This is a genomic window from Stenotrophomonas sp. 10N36 (assembly GCF_056395005.1).
In genome coordinates, this window is the sequence record NZ_JBFTIS010000023.1 from 102,232 (window position 1) to 122,790 (window position 20,559).

Sequence of the window (20,559 nt, forward strand, 5' to 3'; positions counted from 1 at the left end):
GCTGATGCCGGCCGCTGGCCGGCTTCTCGCAATGCCCGAAGATTCCCAGGAGCCGGCCAGCGGCCGGCACTACGTCATTGTCCGGGTTCATGGCGAGCCGGCCAGCGGCCGGCACTACCGGTTGGCGTCGCCTTGGCCCACTGCGGCATCATGGGCGCATGAAGATCTATCTTGTTGGCGGCGCCGTACGCGACCGCCTGTTGCAGCAGACCCCCGGTGACCGCGACTGGGTAGTAGTGGGCGCCACGCAGGCGGACATGGAAGCGCAGGGCTACAAGGCCGTGGGCCGCGATTTCCCCGTGTTCCTGCACCCCCACACCGGCGAGGAATACGCCCTCGCACGCACCGAGCGCAAATCCGGGCGCGGCTATCGCGGCTTCGTGGTCGATGCCGACCCGTCGGTGACGCTGGAAGACGACCTGCTGCGCCGCGACTTCACCATCAACGCAATCGCCTGCGACGAGGCCACCGGTACGCTGGTGGACCCGTATGGCGGTGCGCGCGACATCGAGCAGCGCATCCTGCGCCATGTGGGCCCCGCATTCGTGGAAGACCCGCTGCGGGTACTGCGTGCGGCGCGCTTCATGGCGCGCTTTGCGCCGCTCGGTTTCACTGTGGCCCCGGAAACCCTGGACCTGATGCGCCAGATCGCCGACAGCGGCGAACTGGATACGCTGGTGCCCGAACGCGTCTGGCAGGAACTGCGGCGCGTGCTGCGCAGCGCCCGGCCGTCGGCCTTCCTGCGCACGTTGCACGAGACCGGCGCCCTGCGCGCGATCCTGCCCGAGCTGGAGGCGCTGTATGGCGTGCCGCAACGGGCCGAATTCCATCCCGAGGTGGATACCGGCGTGCACCAGGAAATGGTCAGCGACATGGCCGCGCGATTGGCGCCGGGCGACGACCTGATCGGCTTCGCCGCGCTCACCCACGACCTGGGCAAGGGCCTGACGCCGCCATCGGAATGGCCGCGCCACATCATGCACGAGCAGCGCGGCGTCGCCCCGCTGCATGCCCTGTGCGACCGCCTGAAGGTGCCGCTGGACCACCGCCAGCTGGCCGAAGCGGTGTGCCGCGACCACCTCAACGTGCACCGCATCGATGAACTGCGCGATGCCACCGTCCTGGACTTGCTGGGCCGGTGCGACGGCTTCCGCCGCCCGGAGCGCATCGCGCAGATCGCGCTGTGCTGCGAGGCCGACAAGCGCGGCCGGCTGGGTTTCGAGGACGGTGATTACCCGCAGGGCGCCACGCTCACCCGCCTGCACCAGGCGGCGCTGGCGATCCAGGCGCGGGACCTGGACCTCACCCACCTGAAGGGACCGGCGGTGGGTGAAGCGCTGGCCAAAGCGCGTACACGGGCGATTGCGGCGGTGCGTTGAACGTCTGCGCCCCTACGGCCCGTGTATCAACGGGCCCGCGCGGCGCATCCGGTTTCAGCGTGCATCCACCACCGCAGCGGCCTGTTTGCAGGCCGGCTGCGCAAGCAGCCATTCGCGCGCCAGCGCGGCCGCGTCCTGCCCTGCGCCCACCGTGACGTCAGGCTGCAGGCGGTTGCCATCGCCTACGCCGTTGCGGTCGGCCATCACGCTGCCGGTCAGCAGCAGCATGCTGCCATCGGGCAGACGCTGCGGGGTATTGGAGGTGGAATAGCCGGCACTGGGCTGGCCGAAGCTGCGCGAGGCTGCCCGGCCGCGGAAGGCCAGCACCGATGCCTCGCCGTAACTGGCAGTGCGCGGCCCGAACAGGACGGCCACCGGCGCGCCCGGGTGGTGCAGCGTGTACCGCGTGTTGCGCGATCCCAACATCCCGTTCCCGTCCGACCAGATCGCGCCATCGCGATACGCCCACGGCTGGCGTTTGTCGGCCATCAGGGACATCCCCACCGGATCAGCGCCCTTGGCATCGCCCAGCAACGGGCCCAGGCCCAGCAACATGGGCCACATATTGCCGCCACTGTTGCCGCGCAGGTCGACCACCCAGCCACAGCGGTTGCCATCGTCCTGCGCCTGGATGCGCGCCTGCAGCGCAATGGCCGCCTGCTTGCGGGCCTGGTACTGCACTTCCTGGGGCTGGGTCTGGTCGTCCATGTAGGCGCCCACCTTGATCCACCCCAGCCGCGCTGTCGGTCCCGTGCTGGCGTCCTCTGTCTGAAGGGGCGCAGCGCCCATCGCTGCCTGCGTGGCCGGTGCGCGTTTCGACTCCGTGCGCAACTGGCTGGGCGATATCCAACGCCCGTGCCCGCCACTGCTGCGCTGGATCACATCGTCCAGCAGCCGCCGCGTCTGCGCCGGGTCACGCGCAGCCGCCAACTCCGCGCGGGCCTTGGACCAGTCCACGCGGTCGCGATACAGCGACTGCTGCTGCAGCAGATCCAGAATCCGCGCCTGTGCCTCGGCACTGGGCACGTCCTGTGCGTGTGCAGCGCCACTTGCCGTTGCAAGCGCCACCATCAACAGCCAACCACGTCCTGCGATCATCGTGCTACATCCCTGTAGTGAAGAGGCCGCAGCTTAACGCTGCACGCGGTCCTTGGCACAGTGCACCGTTCACATGACCAGCGATGCATGCCACCGCAACGCAGCCGGCATCGCCGGTTCCGTCCGGCGTGCCGCTGCGGATTTCTGCCTGCCCTCGACCTACCACTCCAGCGGCAGCCCGATACTGCCCTCGATCAGCTTGCGCTCCTCCTGCGCGTTCCTTTCCAGGTAGCGCGTGCAACCGGCCGCTGCAAACGCACTGACGGTGCTGTTGAAGCGCATCACCACGCATTCCAGCCGCACCGCAGCAGCGGCGAGAACACGCCCCGTCGAGCGGCCGGTTTCCAGCGGCCATGCCCATCCCTGCTGCGTGGGATTACATGGGATCACGGCCCCGCACCGCTGCCGGATCACGCTCGGCCGCCAGCGCGGGGCGGTCTGTCGGGCGGAGGTCAGGCACATTGAAACGCACCGCGGTTACTGGGTAAGCTTGCGACGGGGCGGCTATGAGGGTGCTTCCTTCTACACTTCGAACTAGTGCCTTCGCTTTCCGCCCCACCTCTTTTCCTGCCGCCACGCATCCCACGGTAAGCCATGAACCCGATGCTGTTGCGGCGCAGATCCAAGGTCATCCTAAGCGCGGGACGCGAGCGCCAGCCGCTTGAGGTGGTCGCCACGCTGCAGAAAAACCTGGACGCCCTCGGCTTCCAGATGTCGCCTTCGCTGTGCGAGCGGGTGGCCACGTTGTCGCTGACCCAGGTGGAAGCGTTCTACAAGCGCCTGATCCGCGCCTTGCGCGAGATGCTGGGCGCGCATCGGAATTACGCGCCGCTGTACCCGGACTTCCCGGCACAGATGATGCGCGCCAGCGATGCCGAACGGTACTGGAACGCGTATCTGCACTATCGCGGCCAGCTCGATCGCGTGGGCGAGGCCACGCCGCGACCGCCCCGGCAGGACCTGCCCAACTGGCGCGTGCTCGAGCTGGGCACGCAGGACGAGGTGGATGCGCTGTTCGTGGCGCTTGCCGCCGCGCGTACCCCGTACTCGCCGGAAGACAGCGCCGATGTGCGCTGGTACGTGGCGCAGCATCGCGAGCGCGCGTTGTCGCTGCTTCCCGAGACACTTCCCTGCAAGGAGAACCTGGCCGTGGTCGTAGCCGCGCTGCTTGCCGATGAAGGCACGGCCGATCCGCGCGTCCTCGCCCTGGGCCGTCATGTGCGCACCGCCACCGATGTGCTGCGCATCGCCGTAGCGCTGGACGACGGCGACGTATCGCTGGCCACGCCCACCCGCTTCGGGCGCTACCGGCGTCCTATGCGCCGTGCGCTGCTCAACTGGTTGGAGAAAATGCCCAACCGCCTGGAAGACCTGCAGCGCTGGACGCCGCGCTGGGTGCGCCTGGCCGAGCGCCTGCACCCTGGCGAACATGCCGCGCGGTTCCCGGGCACCGCCGCCGACTTCGCCCGGCTGCGCGCTGGGCAGCGCCTGCGTGGTTTCAACGCGCAGGTGGAATGCGCCCTGGCCGATGACGATGTCGGCACCGCGCTGGCGGTACTGCGCGCACGGCCGGGTGAACTGGCACGGCGACTGGACGCGCTCGCCCGGCGCAGCCACAACGTACAGGACGTGGTGGACACGTTCGCACAGGTGGCGGCCTCGGTGTCCACCCCGGTGCTACTGCAGGTGATGACCCACTTCCAGCACCGCGCGGCACCCCGCGGTCTGCGCGTCTTCCTGCCCAAGGGCCAGGTCGGCAAGCTGTACGCGATCCCCGATCGCCTTGTCCCACTCGATGCCGATCTCTGCGCGGCGCTGGCCCTGTGCTGCGAACAAGCGTTGCTCGCCCGCTTCGCCGCGTTGCCGCCCCTGGGCGCCAGTTACATCGACCCGGCCTTGTCGCGCTACCTGGTGCCGTTCTCGCAACGCTCGGCATCCAAGGCATTGCGTACGCTGGTGCGCGGTAGCCGCGTGCCCCTGTCGGACGCCAACACCCTGCGCATGTTCTGCTGGTGGCGCAATGGGAAATCCCGCGTGGATATCGATCTGTCGGCCGCCATCTACGGCGAGGACGTTCAGTACATCGATACGGTGGCCTATTACAACCTGGCCACCTTCGGCGCCCATCACAGCGGCGACATCGTCGATGCGCCGCAGGGTGCGAGCGAGTTCATCGATATCGATATCGATCACTGCCGGGAGCGCGGCATCCGCTGGATCGTGATGTGCCTGAGCAGCTTCAGCGGCCAGGCGTACTGCGATCTGCCCGAGTGCTTCGCCGGCTGGATGGCGCGCACCGCGCCGGATTCAGGCGAGATCTACGAGCCCGGCACCGTGGTGGATCGGTTCGACCTGGCCTCGGACACTACCTTCTGCCTGCCGATCGCCTTCGACCTGGTGGAACGCCAGGCGCTGTGGCTGGACATCGGACTCACCAGCACGCCGCGATTTGCCGTCAACGTGGCCAACAACCTTGCCGGCGTGTCGCTGATGCTGCGTGCGATGTCGTCACTGCCCAAGACCACCCTGCACACGTTGTTCGACCTGCATGTGCGCGCACGCGGACACAGGGTAAGCGCACCGGATCAGGCAGCAACCGTCTTCGCGGTCGATCGGGGCATTACCCCGACCGACCTGCCAAGAATCAGCGCCGAGTTCCTGTAACACTGCCCACTGCTGTCACCAGTCCAGCCGCAGCCCGATATTGCCTTCGATCACCTTGCGTTCCTTGCGTGCGCTGCTTTCCAGGTCACGTGTGTAATCGGCCACCGCAAACGCACTGACGTTGCTGTTGAAACGCGCCACCACGCCCACGCCCACTTCCAGCGCGCGCGCATCCTGCTGGTTGAGGATGCGGTTGCTGTCGAAATCGATGCGGTCTTCGCCGTCCAGGGTCTGCCAGTAATTGAGCTTGATGTACGGCTGCCAGCCGTTGCCGGCGATGTCGTAGTCGGCAGCCAGGCGCAGGCCGACGCGCCCGGTCCAGGCGTTGTCGTTGTCAAAGCGCAGCGCGGACACCGCGTCGCCGGCATCGTCCACCGACGTGCGCTGCCAGATCACCTGCAGCTGCGGTTCCAGCCACCACGCACTCTGCCCGAAGCGCAGCAGCGGCTTGCCCACTTCCAGCGAGGCGGTGGTGCCATCGCCGCGCACGTCGATGCCCAGCCCGCGCGAGGACGTTGCGTCGCCGTCGTAGCGGCTCTGCATCACCACCGCGTCCAGGTAGCCACCGGCACTGCCGGCGCGGGTCCAGTACACGCCCACGTGTTTGTCATCCAGCCGCGTGCGGCCCACCGCGACGTTTTCCCAGCCGATCGCAAAACCGGTCACGTTGCCCTGCGCACGGGTGCGCCCGACAAACACGCCGAACTGGTCGCGGTGGGTATCGGTCGCGTTGGCGTACAGGTCCAGGCCGGCCTGGATGCCCTGGATGTCGCCGTCGAAGCCGGGCTGCGCGTCGCCGTCCCACTGCTGTTCGTGGCTCTGCCCCACCAGCCGCGCCCAGGCCGCACGCACGCCGCCCTGCCCGGCCAGCAGACGCTGCTCGCCCTGGCGTTCGTGGAAGGTGCCCAGGCTGGCCAGGCTGGTTTCGCGCAGCAGCGGCGGCACCACCGAGTACAGGCCGGTCTCGACGCGGTACAGCGGAATGATGTCGCCCTGCGCGGGGCGCGCACCGGGCGTGGGAGGCACCGCCAGCGGCCCGGGCACCCCCGCCACGTCGGTGGGCACCGGCGGCGGCGTATCGATGCTGGGCGGCGCGACGTCGGCGGGATCGGCCGGCTCGGGCGGCGGGGCCGGCTCGGGTGCGGCCGGGTTCGGATCATCCGGCGGATTGACGTCCGGCGGCGGCGGCGGTGCCGGCGGCAGGTCGACCGGCGGCGTGCCGGTGCTGTCCGGCGGCGGCGGTGGCAACGTGGTGCCCCCGCCCGGAGGCGGCGCGGGCGCGGGGGTGACGCTGGCCACCAGGGTCGAGCGCAGGTACCAGTTCTCGGCCGTGCCGCCGCTGACCCCGCCCTTGAACAGGAAGTACTCGTACGCACCGGCCGCGACCGGGTTGTACAGCGCAAACGCGGTGGGCGCGGTGGTGGCGCCGTTGATCGCCTGCACCACCAGGATGCCGTCGGCCACGGTGGACGCACCGGCACCGCCAGCGTTGAGGATGCCCACGCCGGTGGTGCCGCTGGCGCTGCCGGTGGAGATCACCAGCTTGTCCGACGCCGAGCTGTCGTCGCCCAGCACCGTGTTGAGATACAGCGCGCCACCGTTGCCGACGTAATTGCCGACCACGGTGAAGGTGTCGCCCGCGCCGCCGCCGTTGCTCAGGTCGATACGACCGGCATTGGTGAGCGTGGCCAGCTGCCCGGCCGTGAACGGGGCGACGCCGCCGTTGCTGCCACCGCCGAACACCGCGCTGGTGGCATCGATGTCCAGGCGGCCGGTGCCGCTGGCGCTGTCGCCCAGCATCAGGGTGCCGTCGAAGGCCAGCTGGGTGTCGTCGCGCAGCGCCACCTGTTCCCAGTTGGCAAAGCGCGCCACGCCGCCGGTCTTGACGTTGTCGAAGCCGAGCACGTCGTTGCCCAGCCCACCGTCGAACACCGGCAGCGCGCCCAGGTGGGCGGTATTGAGATTGGTCAGCTGCGCGACGTCATCGCCTTCGCCGAAATCGATGGCGCCGTGCACCACGCCACCGCCGTTCCAGGTCAGGCTGTCGTTGCCGAAGCTCAGCCGGATCTCGCCGCGCACGGTGCCACCGGTGATGGTCACCGCATCATCGCCGCCACTGACGCTGATGTTGCCCCCGATGTACCCGTCGGACAGCACGATGGTGTCGCGGCCGAAGCCGGTGACCAGGTTGCCGTCGATGGTGCCGCCGGACATCAGGAAGGTGTTGTCGTCCAGCTTCATGTTGACCCGGCCGATGCGGCCGCCGGTCATTTCGGCGTAGTCGCCATCGTCGAACGCGCCGACGATGCGCCCGCCGGTCATGCGGAAGCGGTCCAGCGCGTCGCCCTGCAGCAGGGCACCGATGCTGCCGCCGGTCATCAGGAAGGTGTCGATGCCCGACCCCTGCTGCACCGTGCCGGTCACGCTGCCGCCGCTGATCTCCAGGCTGTCCTCGCCATCGCCCTGGTCGACGCTGTCGATCACGCCGTCGCGGATCACCAGAGTGTCGTTGCCCGCGCCCTGCAGCACGCCGCCCTGGATGCTGCCGCCGAGCATGTCGATGCGGTCGGCGCCGGCACCGGATACGACCCCGCCCGTGCTGCCGGCAATGGTGCCGCGGTTGGTCAGGTAGGTGGCCCCGTTGAGCTGCAGCGCGCGGCCGGCGTTGGCGATGATGCTGCCACTGTTGTTGATGACATGCCCGGTGCCGGCCTGCACGGTGATGGCATTGCCGCTGGCGATACCGAGCTGCGCGTTGGCCAGTACGTTGATGGTGGTGTTGGACGCGCCACCGGCGGTGACGATCGCCACCGGATCCGGATTGGGCGCTGCGGTCGAGCAGGTCACCGTCTGGTCCTGCCCGGGCGCGGGGTTATCGCAGCCGGCCCAGGCGGGCGCGGTACCGGCCAGCAGGACCGTGCCCAGCGCGCCCCCACAGCCCCGACGCAGCCAATGTGAAATACGGTCTGCCAGCACGGTGCGTGCCGGCGAAGCGGGCATCGAGCGCATACGCCTTTCCTGTTCTACAAGAGGGGGGTACGGCAACGGCCCAGTGCTTCTACGCAGACCGGCGTCAGTACTTTTACCGCCGCGCCGTGATGGGGGGGTAAAAAAATGTGATGCCAATTTTAGATTTTGAGGTAGATGCGCCGCGCGTCCAGCGCCCACACCACGCCCCACCACACCGCCACGAAGCCCAGCGCACACAGCAGCGAGGCCAGTGCGGGGGCCGTCGGCAGCAGCGTCGATAGGGCTTGATACAGCCATCCCCACGCGCCGCTGGCCATCAGCAGCAGCGCCATCGCTGACGAGCCGAGGTAGGCGGCAATGGCGTTGACGCCGAAGCGTTGGCCCAGCGCCGGCGCACCCCAGCGATCCACCAGCAGGTGGGCCAGCAGCAAGGCCGCCACCGACAGCCCACCCGTCCACAGCACGAAACTGGGGGTCCAAAGCTGCTTGTTGAGGGGCAGCCACAACGCGGCCACGCCGCCCAGGAGCAGGCATGCCGTGGCCAGCACCGCCAGCCCACCCACCTGCCCCGCCCGCAGCCACGCGCCCGCACGCAGCCCCAGCAGCGTGCTGGCGAGCGCGCCCAGGCTGCTCAGCAGCCCTTCGGGGTCGTGGCCGAGCCCGGTCAGCGGGTCGTACTTGTAGAGCAGCGGCGCGAACAACGCGGTATCCAGGCGGCTGGCCGGGTTGACCCACGGTGCCAGCGAACCGGCCCCCAGCAGGATCGCCGTGTACACCAGCAGCAGCCCGACCAGCACCGCCCATTGCGTGCGCGCACGCGTCTGGATCGCCAGCAGCCCGACCACCGCCACGCACAGCGCAATCCGCTGCAGCACGCCCCACAGCCGGTAGGCCGGCAGGTCCATCAGCCACCACGCCAGCAGGTGCAGCACCGCGCCGGCCACCGCGATGCGCAGCGCACGCTGCAGCAGGCCACTGCGCAGGGCCGGGCGCAACGCAGGCTCGCCCGCGCGCGGCGACAGGCTGAAGGCCATCGACACGCCGGCAATGAACAGGAACAGCGGGAAGATCAGGTCGGTGGGCGTGAAGCCGTGCCAGTCCGCATGCAGCAGCGGTGCATACACATGGCCCCAGTCGCCGGGGTTGTTGACCAGCAGCATCGCCGCCACGGTCAGCCCGCGCAGGGCATCGATCGAGCCCATGCGCGGCGATGGGGAGGCGGTCATGCGTCCTCGCGCTCGCCGGCAATCCAGGTGGCGCGCACCTGCAGTGCGTCGTCGAGCAGCACCAGGTCGGCCTGGTAGCCCTCGGCGATCTCACCCAGGCGGTCGTCCAGGTTGAGGAACTGCGCCGGGTAACGCGAGGCCATGCGTGCAGCCTCGTCCAGCGGCAGGCCGAGCAGGTGCACCGCGTTGCGTACCGCCGTGGCCATGTCCAGCGCCGAGCCCGCCAGCGAACCGGCGGCATTGCGCACCACGCCGTCCACGGCCGTGATCACTTCGCCATACAGTTCATAGCTGGGGCTGTCGGCGCCCACCGGCGGCATCGCGTCGGTGACCAGCATCACCTTGCCGCGCGGCTTGGCCGCCAGCGCCACGCGCAGGCTGGCCGGGTGCACGTGCACGCCGTCGGCGATAATGCCGATCCAGCTGTCGCGGTCTTCCAGCGCCGCGCCCACCGCACCCGGCTCGCGCCCGGTCAACGGCGACATCGCGTTGTACAGATGGGTGAAGCCGCGGATGCCGGCATCCAGCCCGGCGCGCGCTTCTTCGTAACTGGCGGCGGTATGCCCGGCGGCCACGATCACGCCGCGTTCGACCAGCGCGCGGATGCTCTCCAGCGGCACCCGTTCGGGGGCCAGGGTCAACAGGGTCACGCCGTTGTCGAGCGAGGCCGCCATCGCGATCTCGTCGGCGTCGGGCACGCGGAATTTGTTGGCGTCATGGGTGCCCTTGCGCGCCGGCGCGATGTACGGGCCTTCCAGGTGGATGCCGAGCACGCCGGGCACGCCCTGCGCGATGGCCGCGCGGGTGGCGTCGATCGCGCGGCGCATCACCTGCACATCGTCGCTGATCAGCGTGGGCAGCAGCCCGGTGGTGCCGAAGCGGCGGTGCGCGGCAGCCAGCGTGCGCAGGCTGTCCACGTCGGGCGTGTTGTTGAACAGCACGCCACCGCCGCCGTTGACCTGCGCGTCGATGAAGCCCGGCAGCAGCCAGCCACCGCCCAGGTCCACCTGTTCGTCGGCGCTGCCCAGTTGCGGGGCCGCGTCGGAGACCAGCGCGGTGATGCGGCCGTCTTCGATCACCACCGCCAGGTCATCGCGGAACTCATCGCCGGCCAGGATCCGGGCATTGCGCAGGACGGTTTTCATCAGACGGTTTCCGTCACCTTGTTCAGATGCGGCGGCAGGTCCGGGTTGTGCCCGCGGCGCAGCGCCAGTGCGTTGATGGCGCGATAGAAGGCCTGCACGGTGAGCAGCGGTGCGCAGGCCGGGTGCGGCGCAACCGGCAGCGCCAGGTCGCCATCAACGTCGGCCAGCCACACCTGCGCGTCGCGCGCGCCGAACTCCTGCAGCACCGCGCGGGTGCCCGCGCCGGTTTCATCGGGCTGGGCGAACGCCAGCACCGGGAAACCCGGGCCCACCAGCGCCATCGGGCCATGCTTCACTTCGGCCGAGCTGTAGGCCTCGGCATGCAGGCCGCAGGTTTCCTTGAACTTCAGCGCGGCTTCCTGGGCCGCGCCCAGGCCCAGTCCGCGGCCAAGCACGAACAGGTTGTGCGCTGGCACCAGGCCCTCGGTCAGCGCCGACCAGTCGCTGTTCCAGGCCTGGCGCAGCGCATCGGGCAGCGCCCGCAGTGCGGCGATCAGTGCCGCGTCCTGGCTCCAGTAGGCCACCAGCTGCAGGATCGCCGACAACGAGGCCAGGTAGCTCTTAGTCGCCGCCACGCTGCGCTCGGCACCGGCCCCCAGCGGGATCACCGTTTCGGCCAGCTGCGCCAGCGGCGAATCCTCCACGTTCACCAACGCCACCACGCGCGCACCGGCCGCACGCGCGGCCTCGGCGTTGCGCAGCAGGTCCGGGCTCTTGCCCGACTGCGAAATGACGATGTACAGCGCGCCCCGCAGTTTCAGCGGTGCTTCGTACACCGAGCCCACCGACGGCGAGGCCGAGGCGGTGACCAGGCCCAGCCGGGTTTCCAGCAGGTACTTGGCGTAGGTGGCGGCATGGTCCGAGCTGCCCCGCGCGCAGGTCACCACGAACGGCGGCGGCGCCGCGCGCAGGCTGGCGGCCAGCGTTTCCACCGCCACCTGGTTGCGCGCGAACTGCGCGGCAATCACGTCGGCGGCTTCGGCGGCTTCGCGGTACATCAGGGTGTCGTGGGGGGCAGGCAGGGACATGGGAACTCAGGTGGTTTCAGGGGAAGGAGGGCGCGCGCCGGTCGGGCGCATCGGCGCGGTGGAACCCCGCACCACCAGCTGCGGCACGAAGCCCTGGTTCTGCAGCTGCAGCGGTGCGTCGTCGTAGGCATCGCTGCGCAGCTGGGCGATCAGCAACCGCGCCGCATGCCGGGCGATGTCTTCGGTGGCCTGCTTGGCAGTGGTCAGCGGCGGCCACGACTGGCGCGAGAACGGGCTGTCCTCGAAGCCGGCAATGGACAGGTCGTACGGCACGTTCATGCCGGCCGACTTGGCCGCGGCCAGCACGCCGGCGGCGATTTCATCGTTGGAGCCGAAGATCGCGGTGGGCGGTTCGCGCAGCGCCAGCAGCCGCCGTGCGCCGCGGAAGCCGTCGTCGAAGGTGTAGTCGCCCTGCACCACCAGGTGCTTGTCGATGCTCATGCCGTAGTCGCGCAGCGCTGCTTCGTAGCCGGCGTAACGCTCACCGCTGGACCGGTGCGAGGTGCCGCCCCAGAGGAAGCCGATGCGCTGGTGGCCCAGCTGGATCAAATGTTCAGTGATTTCATAGGCCGCTTCGCGGTCATCGACGAACACGCACGCGCCGTCTTCAGGGTCGGCGGTGGCGGCGATGATGCGCACCAGCTTGATGCCGCGGGCGGTGAGCGCGGCCACCAGATCCTTGCGCTCGGACATCGGCGCGGTCAGCACCAGCCCGGCCAGGCGCGAACGCTGCACCCAGTCGGCCAGTTCTTCGGCCAGCATCGGCGAACTGGAATCGCACGGATGGATCTGCAGCCCGAAGCCGGTCTCGCGGCAGGCCGCCAGCACGCCGTTCTGCACGCCGATGATGTGGTACGGGTTGGGGTTGTCGTACACCAGCCCGACCACCAGCGTGGTGCCCGTGCGCAGGTTGCGCGCGGCGGGATCGGGCTCGTAGTCCAGCTCGGCGATCGCACGCAGGACGCGCGCGCGGGTGGCCTGCATCACCGACGGTTCGTTGTTGATGACCCGCGATACCGTCTTCAGCGACACCTTGGCCCGCTCAGCCACATCCTTGATGGTCGCTCTGCGCATGCTCTTTTCCTGCCGATCCGGTTGGACGTCCATGATCGCCGATCACTGGCCGTCGCGGGGCAGGCCGGCCCGATGGCCGCGCACCGAATAGAACAGGATGTACAGGTAGCACGGCACCATCAGCCCGGCGAACACCCACTGGAAGTCGAAGTGCTGCTTGAGCACGGCAAAGGCCTGCGGAATGATCGCGCCGCCGGCAATGGCCATCACCAGCAGCGCCGAGCCGGTTTCGGTGAACCGGCCCAGGCCGCGGATGGCCAGCGGGAAGATCGCCGGCCACATCATGGCGTTGGCAAACCCCAGTGCGGCCACGAAGCCCACCGACACGTAGCCGTGGGTGAGCAGCGCGCCGATGCAGAACACCACGCCCAGCACTGCCGAGACGCTCAGGTAGCGCGACTGCGAGACCACGTGCGGGATCAACGCCAGCCCGGCCAGGTAGCCGACCAGCATTGCGCCCAGGGTGATCGAGGTGAACATCTTGGTCTGGTCCAGCGGCAGGTCGAAGCCATGGCCGTAGGTACCGATCGCATCGCCGGCCATCACTTCCACGCCGACGTACACGAACAGGCACAGCACGCCCAGCCACAGGTGCGGGAACTGGAAGATGCTGGTGCGCTCGGCGGTGCCGGGCGCGCGCGCCGGGGTGGCGTTGGCTTCGGCGGTCTTCAGTTCGGGCAGCGGCGAGAACAGCACGCCCACCGCCAGCACCACCAGCAGCCCGGCCATGGCCATGTAGGGCATCTGGATCTTGGCGGCGAAGGTATCCAGCAGCACGGTCTTGGTGGCCGCATCGGCCACTTTCACCTGCGCGTCCAGGTCGCCGATGCCATGCAGCACCAGCGTGCCGATCAGCACCGGGGCCAGCATGCCGGCGATCTTGTTGCAGATGCCCATTAGCGCGATGCGCCGGGCGGCGGTCTCGATTGGGCCCAGGATGCTGATGTACGGGTTGACCGCGGTCTGCAGCAGGGCCAGCCCGCTGCCGATGATGAACAGGCCGCTGAGCGCCCCCGGGTACCAGCGCTGCTGGGCGAAGTGGGCAAACACCACCGCACCGGCGGCCATCACCAGCAGGCTCAGGCTAAGGCCCTTCTTCATGCCGGTGCGCTTGAGGATCCACGAGGCCGGCAGGGCGAGGAAGAAATACGACAGGTAGAACACCATCAGCACCAGGAAGGCGCCGACCTCGTCCAGCTCGAAGGCCAGTTTGACGAAGGTGATCAGCGGCCCGTTGAGCCAGGTGAAGAAGCCGATCAGGAAGAACAGCACGCCGATGATCAGGATCGACGTAAGCACGCTCGAACGCGCGGAGGCAGCAGGCACGGCAGACATCAAGAAAGCTCCTGCATCGGCGGGCCGCAATGGCGCGCCGGAAGAGTGGCTGGGAACAACGTTGTCACATTTATTCGTCGCCGCTGCCGGGTTTGTCAACAAGCGGTTTTCATCACGGTGCCGATCCGCACCGTGCTGCACCTGCGCAGATCGCACGCCCCGCCACGCTTGACGGTCTCCGGCCCCGCCATTTCAGGCAGGTTGCAAAAACATGGCGGGCAAGGGATGAAAACGTTTTCTGATGACAGCGCCCGCTGCGGCGCAACATCGAAAGTCTGAGGTTATCGTTGACATCGTTGTCAGAACGATTACAGACTCCGCCTCAATCGCCGGGTCGGACCGGTCCTGCACAATCCAAGGGAGCCCGTGTGACCGCAGCCGCCCACTCTGTACCGGCCCATGCCCTGCCCGCCGCGGTGCCGCCGTTCCTGGCCGCCGATGTGGGTGGCACGCATGTCCGGGTGGCCCGGGTGCAGGCCAGCGCCCAGCCGGACCATCCGGTGCAGCTGCTGGAATACCGCAAGTTCCGCAATGCCGATTACCCCGGGCTGAGCGCGATCCTGGCCGAATTCCTCGGTACCGGCGAGCGTCCGGCGCACTGCGTGGTGGCCACCGCCGGCGTTGCCCGGCGGGATGGCACCGTGATCAGCGCCAACCTGCCGTGGCCGTTGTCGGCGCGCCGGATCGAACAGGACGTGGGCCTGGACCAGGTCTACATCGTCAACGACTTTGAGGCGGTGGCCTATGCCGCCGCGCAGGTGGACGCCAGCGGTGTGCTGCAGCTGACCGGCCCGACCAGCGCCCCGCGTGGCCCGACCCTGGTGGTCGGCCCGGGGACCGGACTGGGCGCGGCGGTGTGGATTCCCACCGCGCACGGTGCGGTGGTGCTGGCCACCGAAGCCGGCCAGCCCACCCTGGCCACCACCACCGAACTGGAAATGGCGATCGTGCGCCAGATGCAGCGCGAGCATGCGCATGTGTCGGTGGAACACGCCCTGTCCGGCCCCGGCCTGATGAATCTGTATCGCGCCCTGTGTGCCCTCAACGGCGTGGCCCCCACGCTGGCCACGCCCGATGCGATCACCGCCGCGGCCATGGCCAACCAGGACCCGCTGGCGCGCGAAAGCCTGGAGGTGTTCTGCGGCCTGCTCGGCAGCACCATCGGCGACATGGCCCTGCAGTACGGCATCACCGGCGGGGTCTACCTGGCCGGCGGCATCCTGCCGCAGATCCGCGAATTCCTGTTGAACAGCAGTTTCGTGCGCCGGTACCTCAACAAGGGGCCGATGCGCGAGGCGCTGGAACGCATTCCCGTGAAGGTGGTCGAGCACGGGCAGCTGGGCGTCATCGGCGCCGCCAGCTGGTACCTCGGCCATAGGGACGACCCGCGCGTCTGACGGCGCAGCGGGTACGCAGCAAAAAGCAGTACGTGGCACCCAGGCGCACCCGGCAACGGGGCGCGGCACAGTCGTACCAGACGCAAGAAGACACGCCGTCGCCGGCGAACCATCGGATTGATGAGGAGAGACATCATGAACCACCGCAAGAGTCTGCTTTCGGCAGCCATTTTCAGCTGTCTGGTGTTCGGCGCGCAGGCGCAGGAAACCGCTACCCCGACCGACCTGGACACGGTCAGCGTCGTGGGCATCCGCGCCAGCCTGGAAAAGTCGCTGGATACCAAGCGCAACAACGTGACCATCTCCGAGGCGATCACCGCCGAAGACATCGGCAAGTTCCCCAGCACCAACGTGGCCGAAGCGCTGTCGCAGCTGCCGGGCATCTCGCTGGACCGTCGCTTCGGCCAGGGTGAGCGGGTCAGCATCGATGGCACCGACCCCAGCCTCAACCTGTCCTTCCTGGACGGCCACCCGGTCGCGCAGGCGATCTGGCTGTATGGCGAACAGCCCAACCGTGGCTTCGACTATACCCTGCTGTCGCCGCTGATCCTGGGCCGCATGGAAGTGATCAAGTCCTCCGAAGCGCGCCTGACCGAAGGCAGCCTGGGCGGCACGATCCTGATGCACACCCGCCAGCCGCTGGACATGCGCGCCAATGAAGTGGCCGCCTCGGTGGGCTACAGCTACAGCGACCAGGCCAGCGAAGGCAAGCCGAACGCTTCGGCGATCTACAGCTGGAAGAACGACGAAGAGACCTTCGGCATCAACGTGGCCGCGCAGCACTATGAAGAGCGCGTGGACCGCCAGGGCATGGAGGTATTCGGCTACGCCAAGGCCTCCACCTTCACCAACGCACCGGGCGTGGATCCCAATGCCGACGTGCCCAACTCGGTCAACGCCGCATGGTTCCAGCAGGACCGCAAGCGCGACAGCGCCGTGGTCAACCTGCAGTTCAAGCCGACCGACGAACTCGAGTTCAACCTGAGCGGCCTGTACATCAAGGAAAACTTCGACAACTACAACCAGTCGATGTACTCCTTCCTGACCTGGAACCCCGGCACCGTCGGTGCGGTGAACCAGCTCGGCGACGTGCGCAACGGCGTGGTCAACAGCGGCCATTCCAACGCCAGCGCCACCGCCAACAGCGGCACGGTGATCTACGACAACAACGTGCGCAAATCCGAAGTCACCACCAAGGGCCTGGACCTGCGTGGTGCCTGGAAGGGCGAAAGCTGGGGCATCAGCGGCCAGGCTGGCCAGAGCAAGTCCGAGAACAAGGACCTGGCCCAGTACTTCATCGAACCGTTCTACAACGGCGGCTTCAGCTGGAACCTGGACAAGGGCATCACCTTCGACAACCCCGATGCGGCGCGCAACCCGGCCAACTGGGGCTCGGCCGGCGGCTGGTTCGGCAACAACGGCATCTTCTCCACCGAGAGCAAGGACACCTACGCCCAGCTCGACTTCAACGTGCAGTTCGACAGCATCTTCAACCAGCTGCAGTTCGGCGTACGCCACGGCAAGCATGAAGAGAGCTTCGACCTGAACGTCTATGGCGGCGTCCGCCCGGGCACCCTGGCCGACGTCGGCACCATCGGCCTCACCAACATCCAGGGCTTCAGCGATGGCCAGGGTCGCCATGTGCAGGCCGGCCGCGACAACGTGCTGAACTGGGTCACCGGCAGCCCGCTGGATTTCGCCAACCCGGATCCGGCCAGCTACCTCAACAACACCTGGGCGCTGGAACAGACCAACAATGCCGCCTATGCACAGCTGAACTTCTCCAACGGGCCGGTCCGCGGCAACGTCGGCCTGCGCTACGTCGATTCCAAGACCGACGGCAGCGGCTTCGTCTACGGCGGCACCCCGACCCTGACCGACCTGGACAGCAAGTGGCAGACCCAGAGCAAGAAGGAAGACTTCGTGCTGCCGTCGGTCAACCTGGTCTACGACACCGCCAATGACTGGGTGTTCCGCTTCGGTGCCAGCAAGGTCATCGCCTGGGCGCCGTACAACCAGATGGTCAACAACACCTTCCTCAACGACACCACGCTCAACGGCAGCGGCGGCAACGCCGACCTGTCCCCGTACGAATCGTGGAACTACAACCTGTCGGCCGAGTACTACTTCGCCCCGCAGTCGGTGGTGGCCTGGTCGCTGTTCTACAAGAAGATCGACAACTACATCGACAGCAGCGCGGTCGTCGAGCGCCAGTACAACTCGATCCGCGACACCTCGCCGGCCACCTGGGCCAATGTCGTGGGCACCAACGGCTGCACCGCCGACGGCTACTGCGACTACAGCATCCAGCGTCCGCGCAATGCCGGCAGCGGCCACGTCAAGGGCTTCAACCTCAGCTTCCAGCAGCCCTTCGGCGAAAGCGGGTTCGGCCTGACCGCCAACTACACCTACGCCAATGGCGAGAACAACTCCGGCGACCCGCTGCCGTACCAGTCGCGCAACTCGGTCGCGTTCAGCCCGTACTACGAGAAGGGCCCGATCAACGCACGCCTGACCTACAACTGGCGTGACAGCTACCTGGCCGGCGGTTACGTCGCTGGCTCGGCGCCGGCCAGCGTGGACGACTACGCCGAACTGGGTGCCAGTTTCGGGTACACCTTCAACGAGAACTGGTCGCTGACCCTGGACGCACAGAACCTGCTCAACGAAGAGTATTTCCAGTACCTGGGCGACAAGGACCACCTTGCGTCGCGCTACAAGAGCGGCCGCCGCTACATGGCCACGGTGCACTTCAAGTTCTGATCACTGCCTTACCATGCTGAACGCCTGATCGACGGGCCCGGACCTCCGGGCCCGTTTTCACAGGTGGAACCCGATTCGCTACAAAGGAATGACCCGATGCACACCCGCACCCGTCGTACCTCGCTGTCGCTGCTGTCTTTCGCACTGGCCCTGTCCCTGGCACCGCTCGCGCACGCCACCGATGCACAGGCGCCCGATGGCCCGCGGGCCCGGCCCGACGCGCTGTCGCTGATTCCCGCACCGGCCCACGTGGAACGCCTCGATGGCGCGCCCTTCAAGGTGGAAGCCAGCACCCCGGTGTGGGCGCGCGGCGATGCGGCCACGCGCGTGGCGCGCCAGTTCAGCACCCTGTTGCACACCAGCGGCGGCCCCACCCTGCAGGTCAAGAACGGGAACGGCAAGAACGGCGTCAACTTCGTACTCAACACCGCGCTGAAGACCGGCGCCGAAGGCTACCAGCTGCGCTCCAACGGCGATGGCGTGACCGTTGCCGCCGCTACCGAAGCCGGCCTGTTCTACGGGGCGGCGACGTTGTCGCAACTGTTCACCAGCAACGTCGACGGCGCCCTGCCGGCACTGCGCATCGACGATGCCCCGCGTTTCAGCTGGCGCGGCCTGATGCTCGATTCGGCCCGCCATTTCCAGAGCCTGGACGAGATCAAGCGCGTGCTCGACGCGATGGCCGAACAGAAGCTCAACACCTTCCATTGGCATCTCACCGATGACCAGGGCTGGCGCATGGAGATCAAGCGCTACCCGAAGCTGACTGCAGTCGGCAGCTGCCGCATCCCGGCCGGCGATGGTGGCCGCGACCCCGCCACCGGCGCCGAGCGTTCGTACTGCGGCTTCTACACCCAGGACCAGATCCGCGAGGTGATCGCCTATGCGGCCGCGCGCCATATCCAGGTGATTCCCGAGATCGACGTGCCCGGCCACGCCACCGCGGCGATCGCCGCGTACCCCGAGCTGGGCACGCTGGATACGCCACTCAAGCCGCTGAGCGAATGGGGCGTGTTCCCGAACCTGTTCAACACCGAAGAAACCACCTTCACCTTCCTGGAGAACGTGCTGGAAGAGGTGATCGCGTTGTTCCCGTCCCAGTACGTGCACGTGGGCGGCGACGAGGCGGTCAAGGACCAGTGGGAAGCCTCGGCACGCGTACAGGCCCGCATGCGCGAAGTGGGCGCGGGCAATGAAATGGAAATGCAGAGTCACCTGATCAAGCGCCTGGAGACCTTCCTGGAGCAGCACGACCGCCGCCTGATCGGGTGGGATGAGATCCTCGAAGGCGGCCTGCCGCCGGAAGCCACGGTGATGTCGTGGCGCGGCACCGAAGGCGGCCTGAAGGCGGCCAGCGAAGGCCACGACGTGGTGATGTCGCCGGTCACCGACATGTACATGGACTACCTGCAGACGAGCTCGGACAACGAACCGCCGGGGCGCCCGCTGGTCACCTCGCTGGCGCGCGTGTACGGCTTTGAGCCGGTGCCCGATGCGCTGGCCAAGGACAAGCAGCAGCACATCCTGGGCCTGCAGGCCAACATGTTCACCGAACACACGCGCACCTACGCGCGCCTGCAGCACAACCTGTTCCCGCGCCTGGCCGCGGTGGCCGAAACCGGCTGGTCGCCGCGCGAACGCCGCGACTACGCCGACTTCCTGGCGCGCCTGCCCCACCAGCTGCAGCGCTGGCAGGCGATGGGCATTGCGTATGCACAGACGCCGTTCCAGGTGGAGCAGGACAGCCGCGACGACCGCAAGGCCGGCACCGCGACGCTGGCGCTGAGCACGCCGCTGGGCTACGAGATCCACTACAGCGTGGATGGCAGCCCGGTCACCGCGCAGTCGCCGCGCTACACCGCGCCGCTGACCCAGCCGCTGCCGGTCGCGCTGCAGGCCGCCACGTTCTTCAACGGCAAGCCATTGGCCAACGCCGCCAGCCGCTTCGATATCACGGCCACGTCGTTGCTCACCCGCAACGATCAGCAGCTGGCGATGTGCCCGGGCGAAGGCAAGCTGCTGCTGCGGCTGGAAGACGACGGCCCGGCCGACGGCGAGCGTGCCATTTTCAACGTCAACATCTTCAACCCGTGCTGGTTGTGGAAGGACGCCGACGTGGACGGTATCGGCACGCTGCGCGTGCGTGCCGGGCAGATTCCGTATTACTTCCAGCTGGCGCACGACGAACCGGCGCGGAAATTCAGCCCGGCGCGCAGCGCGCATGGCGAAATGGACGTGCTCAACGGCACCTGCGACGGCAAGCCGCTGGTCAGCGTGCCGCTGCCGGCCACGCCGGGCGCCGATGGCTTCATCACGCTGGAGGCGGCGCTGCCGCGATCGTTGAAGGGCACCCAGGACCTGTGCGTGCGCTTCACCGGTGACACCCGCCCGACCATGTGGGTGGTGGATGAGGTGACGTTGCAGCCGCGTTGATCGGGGGAGACGTACCCACCAACGGTGGGTACCTACCGGTAATTCGG

The 20,559-nt window shown here is 68.1% G+C and carries 13 protein-coding genes; 5 read left to right on the forward strand and 8 right to left on the reverse strand.

What is annotated here, in order from left to right:
- The first annotated feature begins 158 nt into the window (after positions 1-158).
- Positions 159-1,379 carry a multifunctional CCA addition/repair protein gene (locus AC1DCJ_RS18180; RefSeq protein ID WP_478071601.1) on the forward strand — a complete coding sequence of 407 codons (1,221 nt, stop codon included), beginning with the start codon at positions 159-161 and terminating at the stop codon, positions 1,377-1,379.
- Positions 1,380-1,433: 54 nt separating this feature from the next.
- Here AC1DCJ_RS18180 and AC1DCJ_RS18185 read toward each other — a convergent pair whose 3' ends face one another.
- On the reverse strand, positions 1,434-2,477 hold the full coding sequence (locus tag AC1DCJ_RS18185; RefSeq protein WP_478071602.1) for a S41 family peptidase: 1,044 nt from the start codon (positions 2,475-2,477) through the stop codon (positions 1,434-1,436).
- A 159-nt stretch (positions 2,478-2,636) separates the two neighbouring features.
- Positions 2,637-2,939: a hypothetical protein gene (locus tag AC1DCJ_RS18190; protein ID WP_478071603.1), complete on the reverse strand. Its 303-nt coding sequence runs from the start codon at positions 2,937-2,939 to the stop codon at positions 2,637-2,639.
- A gap of 132 nt (positions 2,940-3,071) precedes the next feature.
- Between AC1DCJ_RS18190 and AC1DCJ_RS18195 the strand changes: the two genes are divergently transcribed.
- Positions 3,072-5,141, forward strand: a complete 2,070-nt coding sequence (locus tag AC1DCJ_RS18195; RefSeq protein ID WP_478071604.1) for a TerD family protein — start codon at positions 3,072-3,074, stop codon at positions 5,139-5,141.
- Positions 5,142-5,156: 15 nt separating this feature from the next.
- Here the strand turns inward: AC1DCJ_RS18195 and AC1DCJ_RS18200 are convergent, their stop codons facing one another.
- From AC1DCJ_RS18200 to AC1DCJ_RS18225, 6 genes are all read right to left on the reverse strand, one after another.
- Positions 5,157-8,150, reverse strand: coding sequence for an autotransporter family protein (locus AC1DCJ_RS18200; RefSeq protein WP_478071605.1), 2,994 nt, complete (start codon positions 8,148-8,150; stop codon positions 5,157-5,159).
- A 119-nt stretch (positions 8,151-8,269) separates the two neighbouring features.
- Positions 8,270-9,337, reverse strand: a complete 1,068-nt coding sequence (locus AC1DCJ_RS18205; protein ID WP_478071606.1) for an acyltransferase family protein — start codon at positions 9,335-9,337, stop codon at positions 8,270-8,272.
- Positions 9,334-10,482, reverse strand: a complete 1,149-nt coding sequence (nagA, locus tag AC1DCJ_RS18210) for an N-acetylglucosamine-6-phosphate deacetylase (RefSeq protein ID WP_038686238.1) — start codon at positions 10,480-10,482, stop codon at positions 9,334-9,336. Before nagA ends, AC1DCJ_RS18205 begins: the two co-directional genes overlap by 4 nt.
- Positions 10,482-11,510: an SIS domain-containing protein gene (locus AC1DCJ_RS18215; RefSeq protein WP_137190371.1), complete on the reverse strand. Its 1,029-nt coding sequence runs from the start codon at positions 11,508-11,510 to the stop codon at positions 10,482-10,484. Before AC1DCJ_RS18215 ends, nagA begins: the two co-directional genes overlap by 1 nt.
- Before the next feature lie 6 nt (positions 11,511-11,516).
- Complete coding sequence (locus tag AC1DCJ_RS18220; protein WP_137190372.1) at positions 11,517-12,584, reverse strand: LacI family DNA-binding transcriptional regulator; 1,068 nt, start codon at positions 12,582-12,584, stop codon at positions 11,517-11,519.
- Between the two features lie 42 nt (positions 12,585-12,626).
- Positions 12,627-13,919, reverse strand: a complete 1,293-nt coding sequence (locus tag AC1DCJ_RS18225) for a sugar MFS transporter (RefSeq protein ID WP_137190373.1) — start codon at positions 13,917-13,919, stop codon at positions 12,627-12,629.
- Positions 13,920-14,287: 368 nt separating this feature from the next.
- Here AC1DCJ_RS18225 and AC1DCJ_RS18230 point away from each other — a divergent pair, with 368 nt between their 5' ends.
- The 3 genes from AC1DCJ_RS18230 to AC1DCJ_RS18240 all read left to right on the forward strand — a co-directional run bounded on the left by AC1DCJ_RS18230 (position 14,288) and on the right by AC1DCJ_RS18240 (position 20,512).
- The gene (locus AC1DCJ_RS18230) at positions 14,288-15,316 is read left to right on the forward strand and encodes a glucokinase family protein (protein ID WP_428711283.1); all 1,029 of its coding nucleotides are present in this window, start codon (positions 14,288-14,290) and stop codon (positions 15,314-15,316) included.
- 135 nt (positions 15,317-15,451) lie between these two features.
- Positions 15,452-18,079 (forward strand): TonB-dependent receptor, encoded by a 2,628-nt coding sequence (locus tag AC1DCJ_RS18235; protein ID WP_478071607.1) that lies wholly within the window; start codon positions 15,452-15,454, stop codon positions 18,077-18,079.
- Between the two features lie 96 nt (positions 18,080-18,175).
- Positions 18,176-20,512 carry a family 20 glycosylhydrolase gene (locus AC1DCJ_RS18240; protein ID WP_478071608.1) on the forward strand — a complete coding sequence of 779 codons (2,337 nt, stop codon included), beginning with the start codon at positions 18,176-18,178 and terminating at the stop codon, positions 20,510-20,512.
- Positions 20,513-20,559: the final 47 nt, after the last annotated feature.

Coding starts and splice junctions, on each gene's coding strand:
- AC1DCJ_RS18180 (WP_478071601.1), top strand. CDS start 159: ATGAAGATCTATCTTGTTGGCGGCGCCGTACGCGACCGCCTGTTGCAG.
- AC1DCJ_RS18185 (WP_478071602.1), bottom strand. CDS start 2,477: ATGATCGCAGGACGTGGTTGGCTGTTGATGGTGGCGCTTGCAACGGCA.
- AC1DCJ_RS18190 (WP_478071603.1), bottom strand. CDS start 2,939: ATGTGCCTGACCTCCGCCCGACAGACCGCCCCGCGCTGGCGGCCGAGC.
- AC1DCJ_RS18195 (WP_478071604.1), top strand. CDS start 3,072: ATGAACCCGATGCTGTTGCGGCGCAGATCCAAGGTCATCCTAAGCGCG.
- AC1DCJ_RS18200 (WP_478071605.1), bottom strand. CDS start 8,150: ATGCGCTCGATGCCCGCTTCGCCGGCACGCACCGTGCTGGCAGACCGT.
- AC1DCJ_RS18205 (WP_478071606.1), bottom strand. CDS start 9,337: ATGACCGCCTCCCCATCGCCGCGCATGGGCTCGATCGATGCCCTGCGC.
- nagA (WP_038686238.1), bottom strand. CDS start 10,482: ATGAAAACCGTCCTGCGCAATGCCCGGATCCTGGCCGGCGATGAGTTC.
- AC1DCJ_RS18215 (WP_137190371.1), bottom strand. CDS start 11,510: ATGTCCCTGCCTGCCCCCCACGACACCCTGATGTACCGCGAAGCCGCC.
- AC1DCJ_RS18220 (WP_137190372.1), bottom strand. CDS start 12,584: ATGCGCAGAGCGACCATCAAGGATGTGGCTGAGCGGGCCAAGGTGTCG.
- AC1DCJ_RS18225 (WP_137190373.1), bottom strand. CDS start 13,919: ATGTCTGCCGTGCCTGCTGCCTCCGCGCGTTCGAGCGTGCTTACGTCG.
- AC1DCJ_RS18235 (WP_478071607.1), top strand. CDS start 15,452: ATGAACCACCGCAAGAGTCTGCTTTCGGCAGCCATTTTCAGCTGTCTG.
- AC1DCJ_RS18240 (WP_478071608.1), top strand. CDS start 18,176: ATGCACACCCGCACCCGTCGTACCTCGCTGTCGCTGCTGTCTTTCGCA.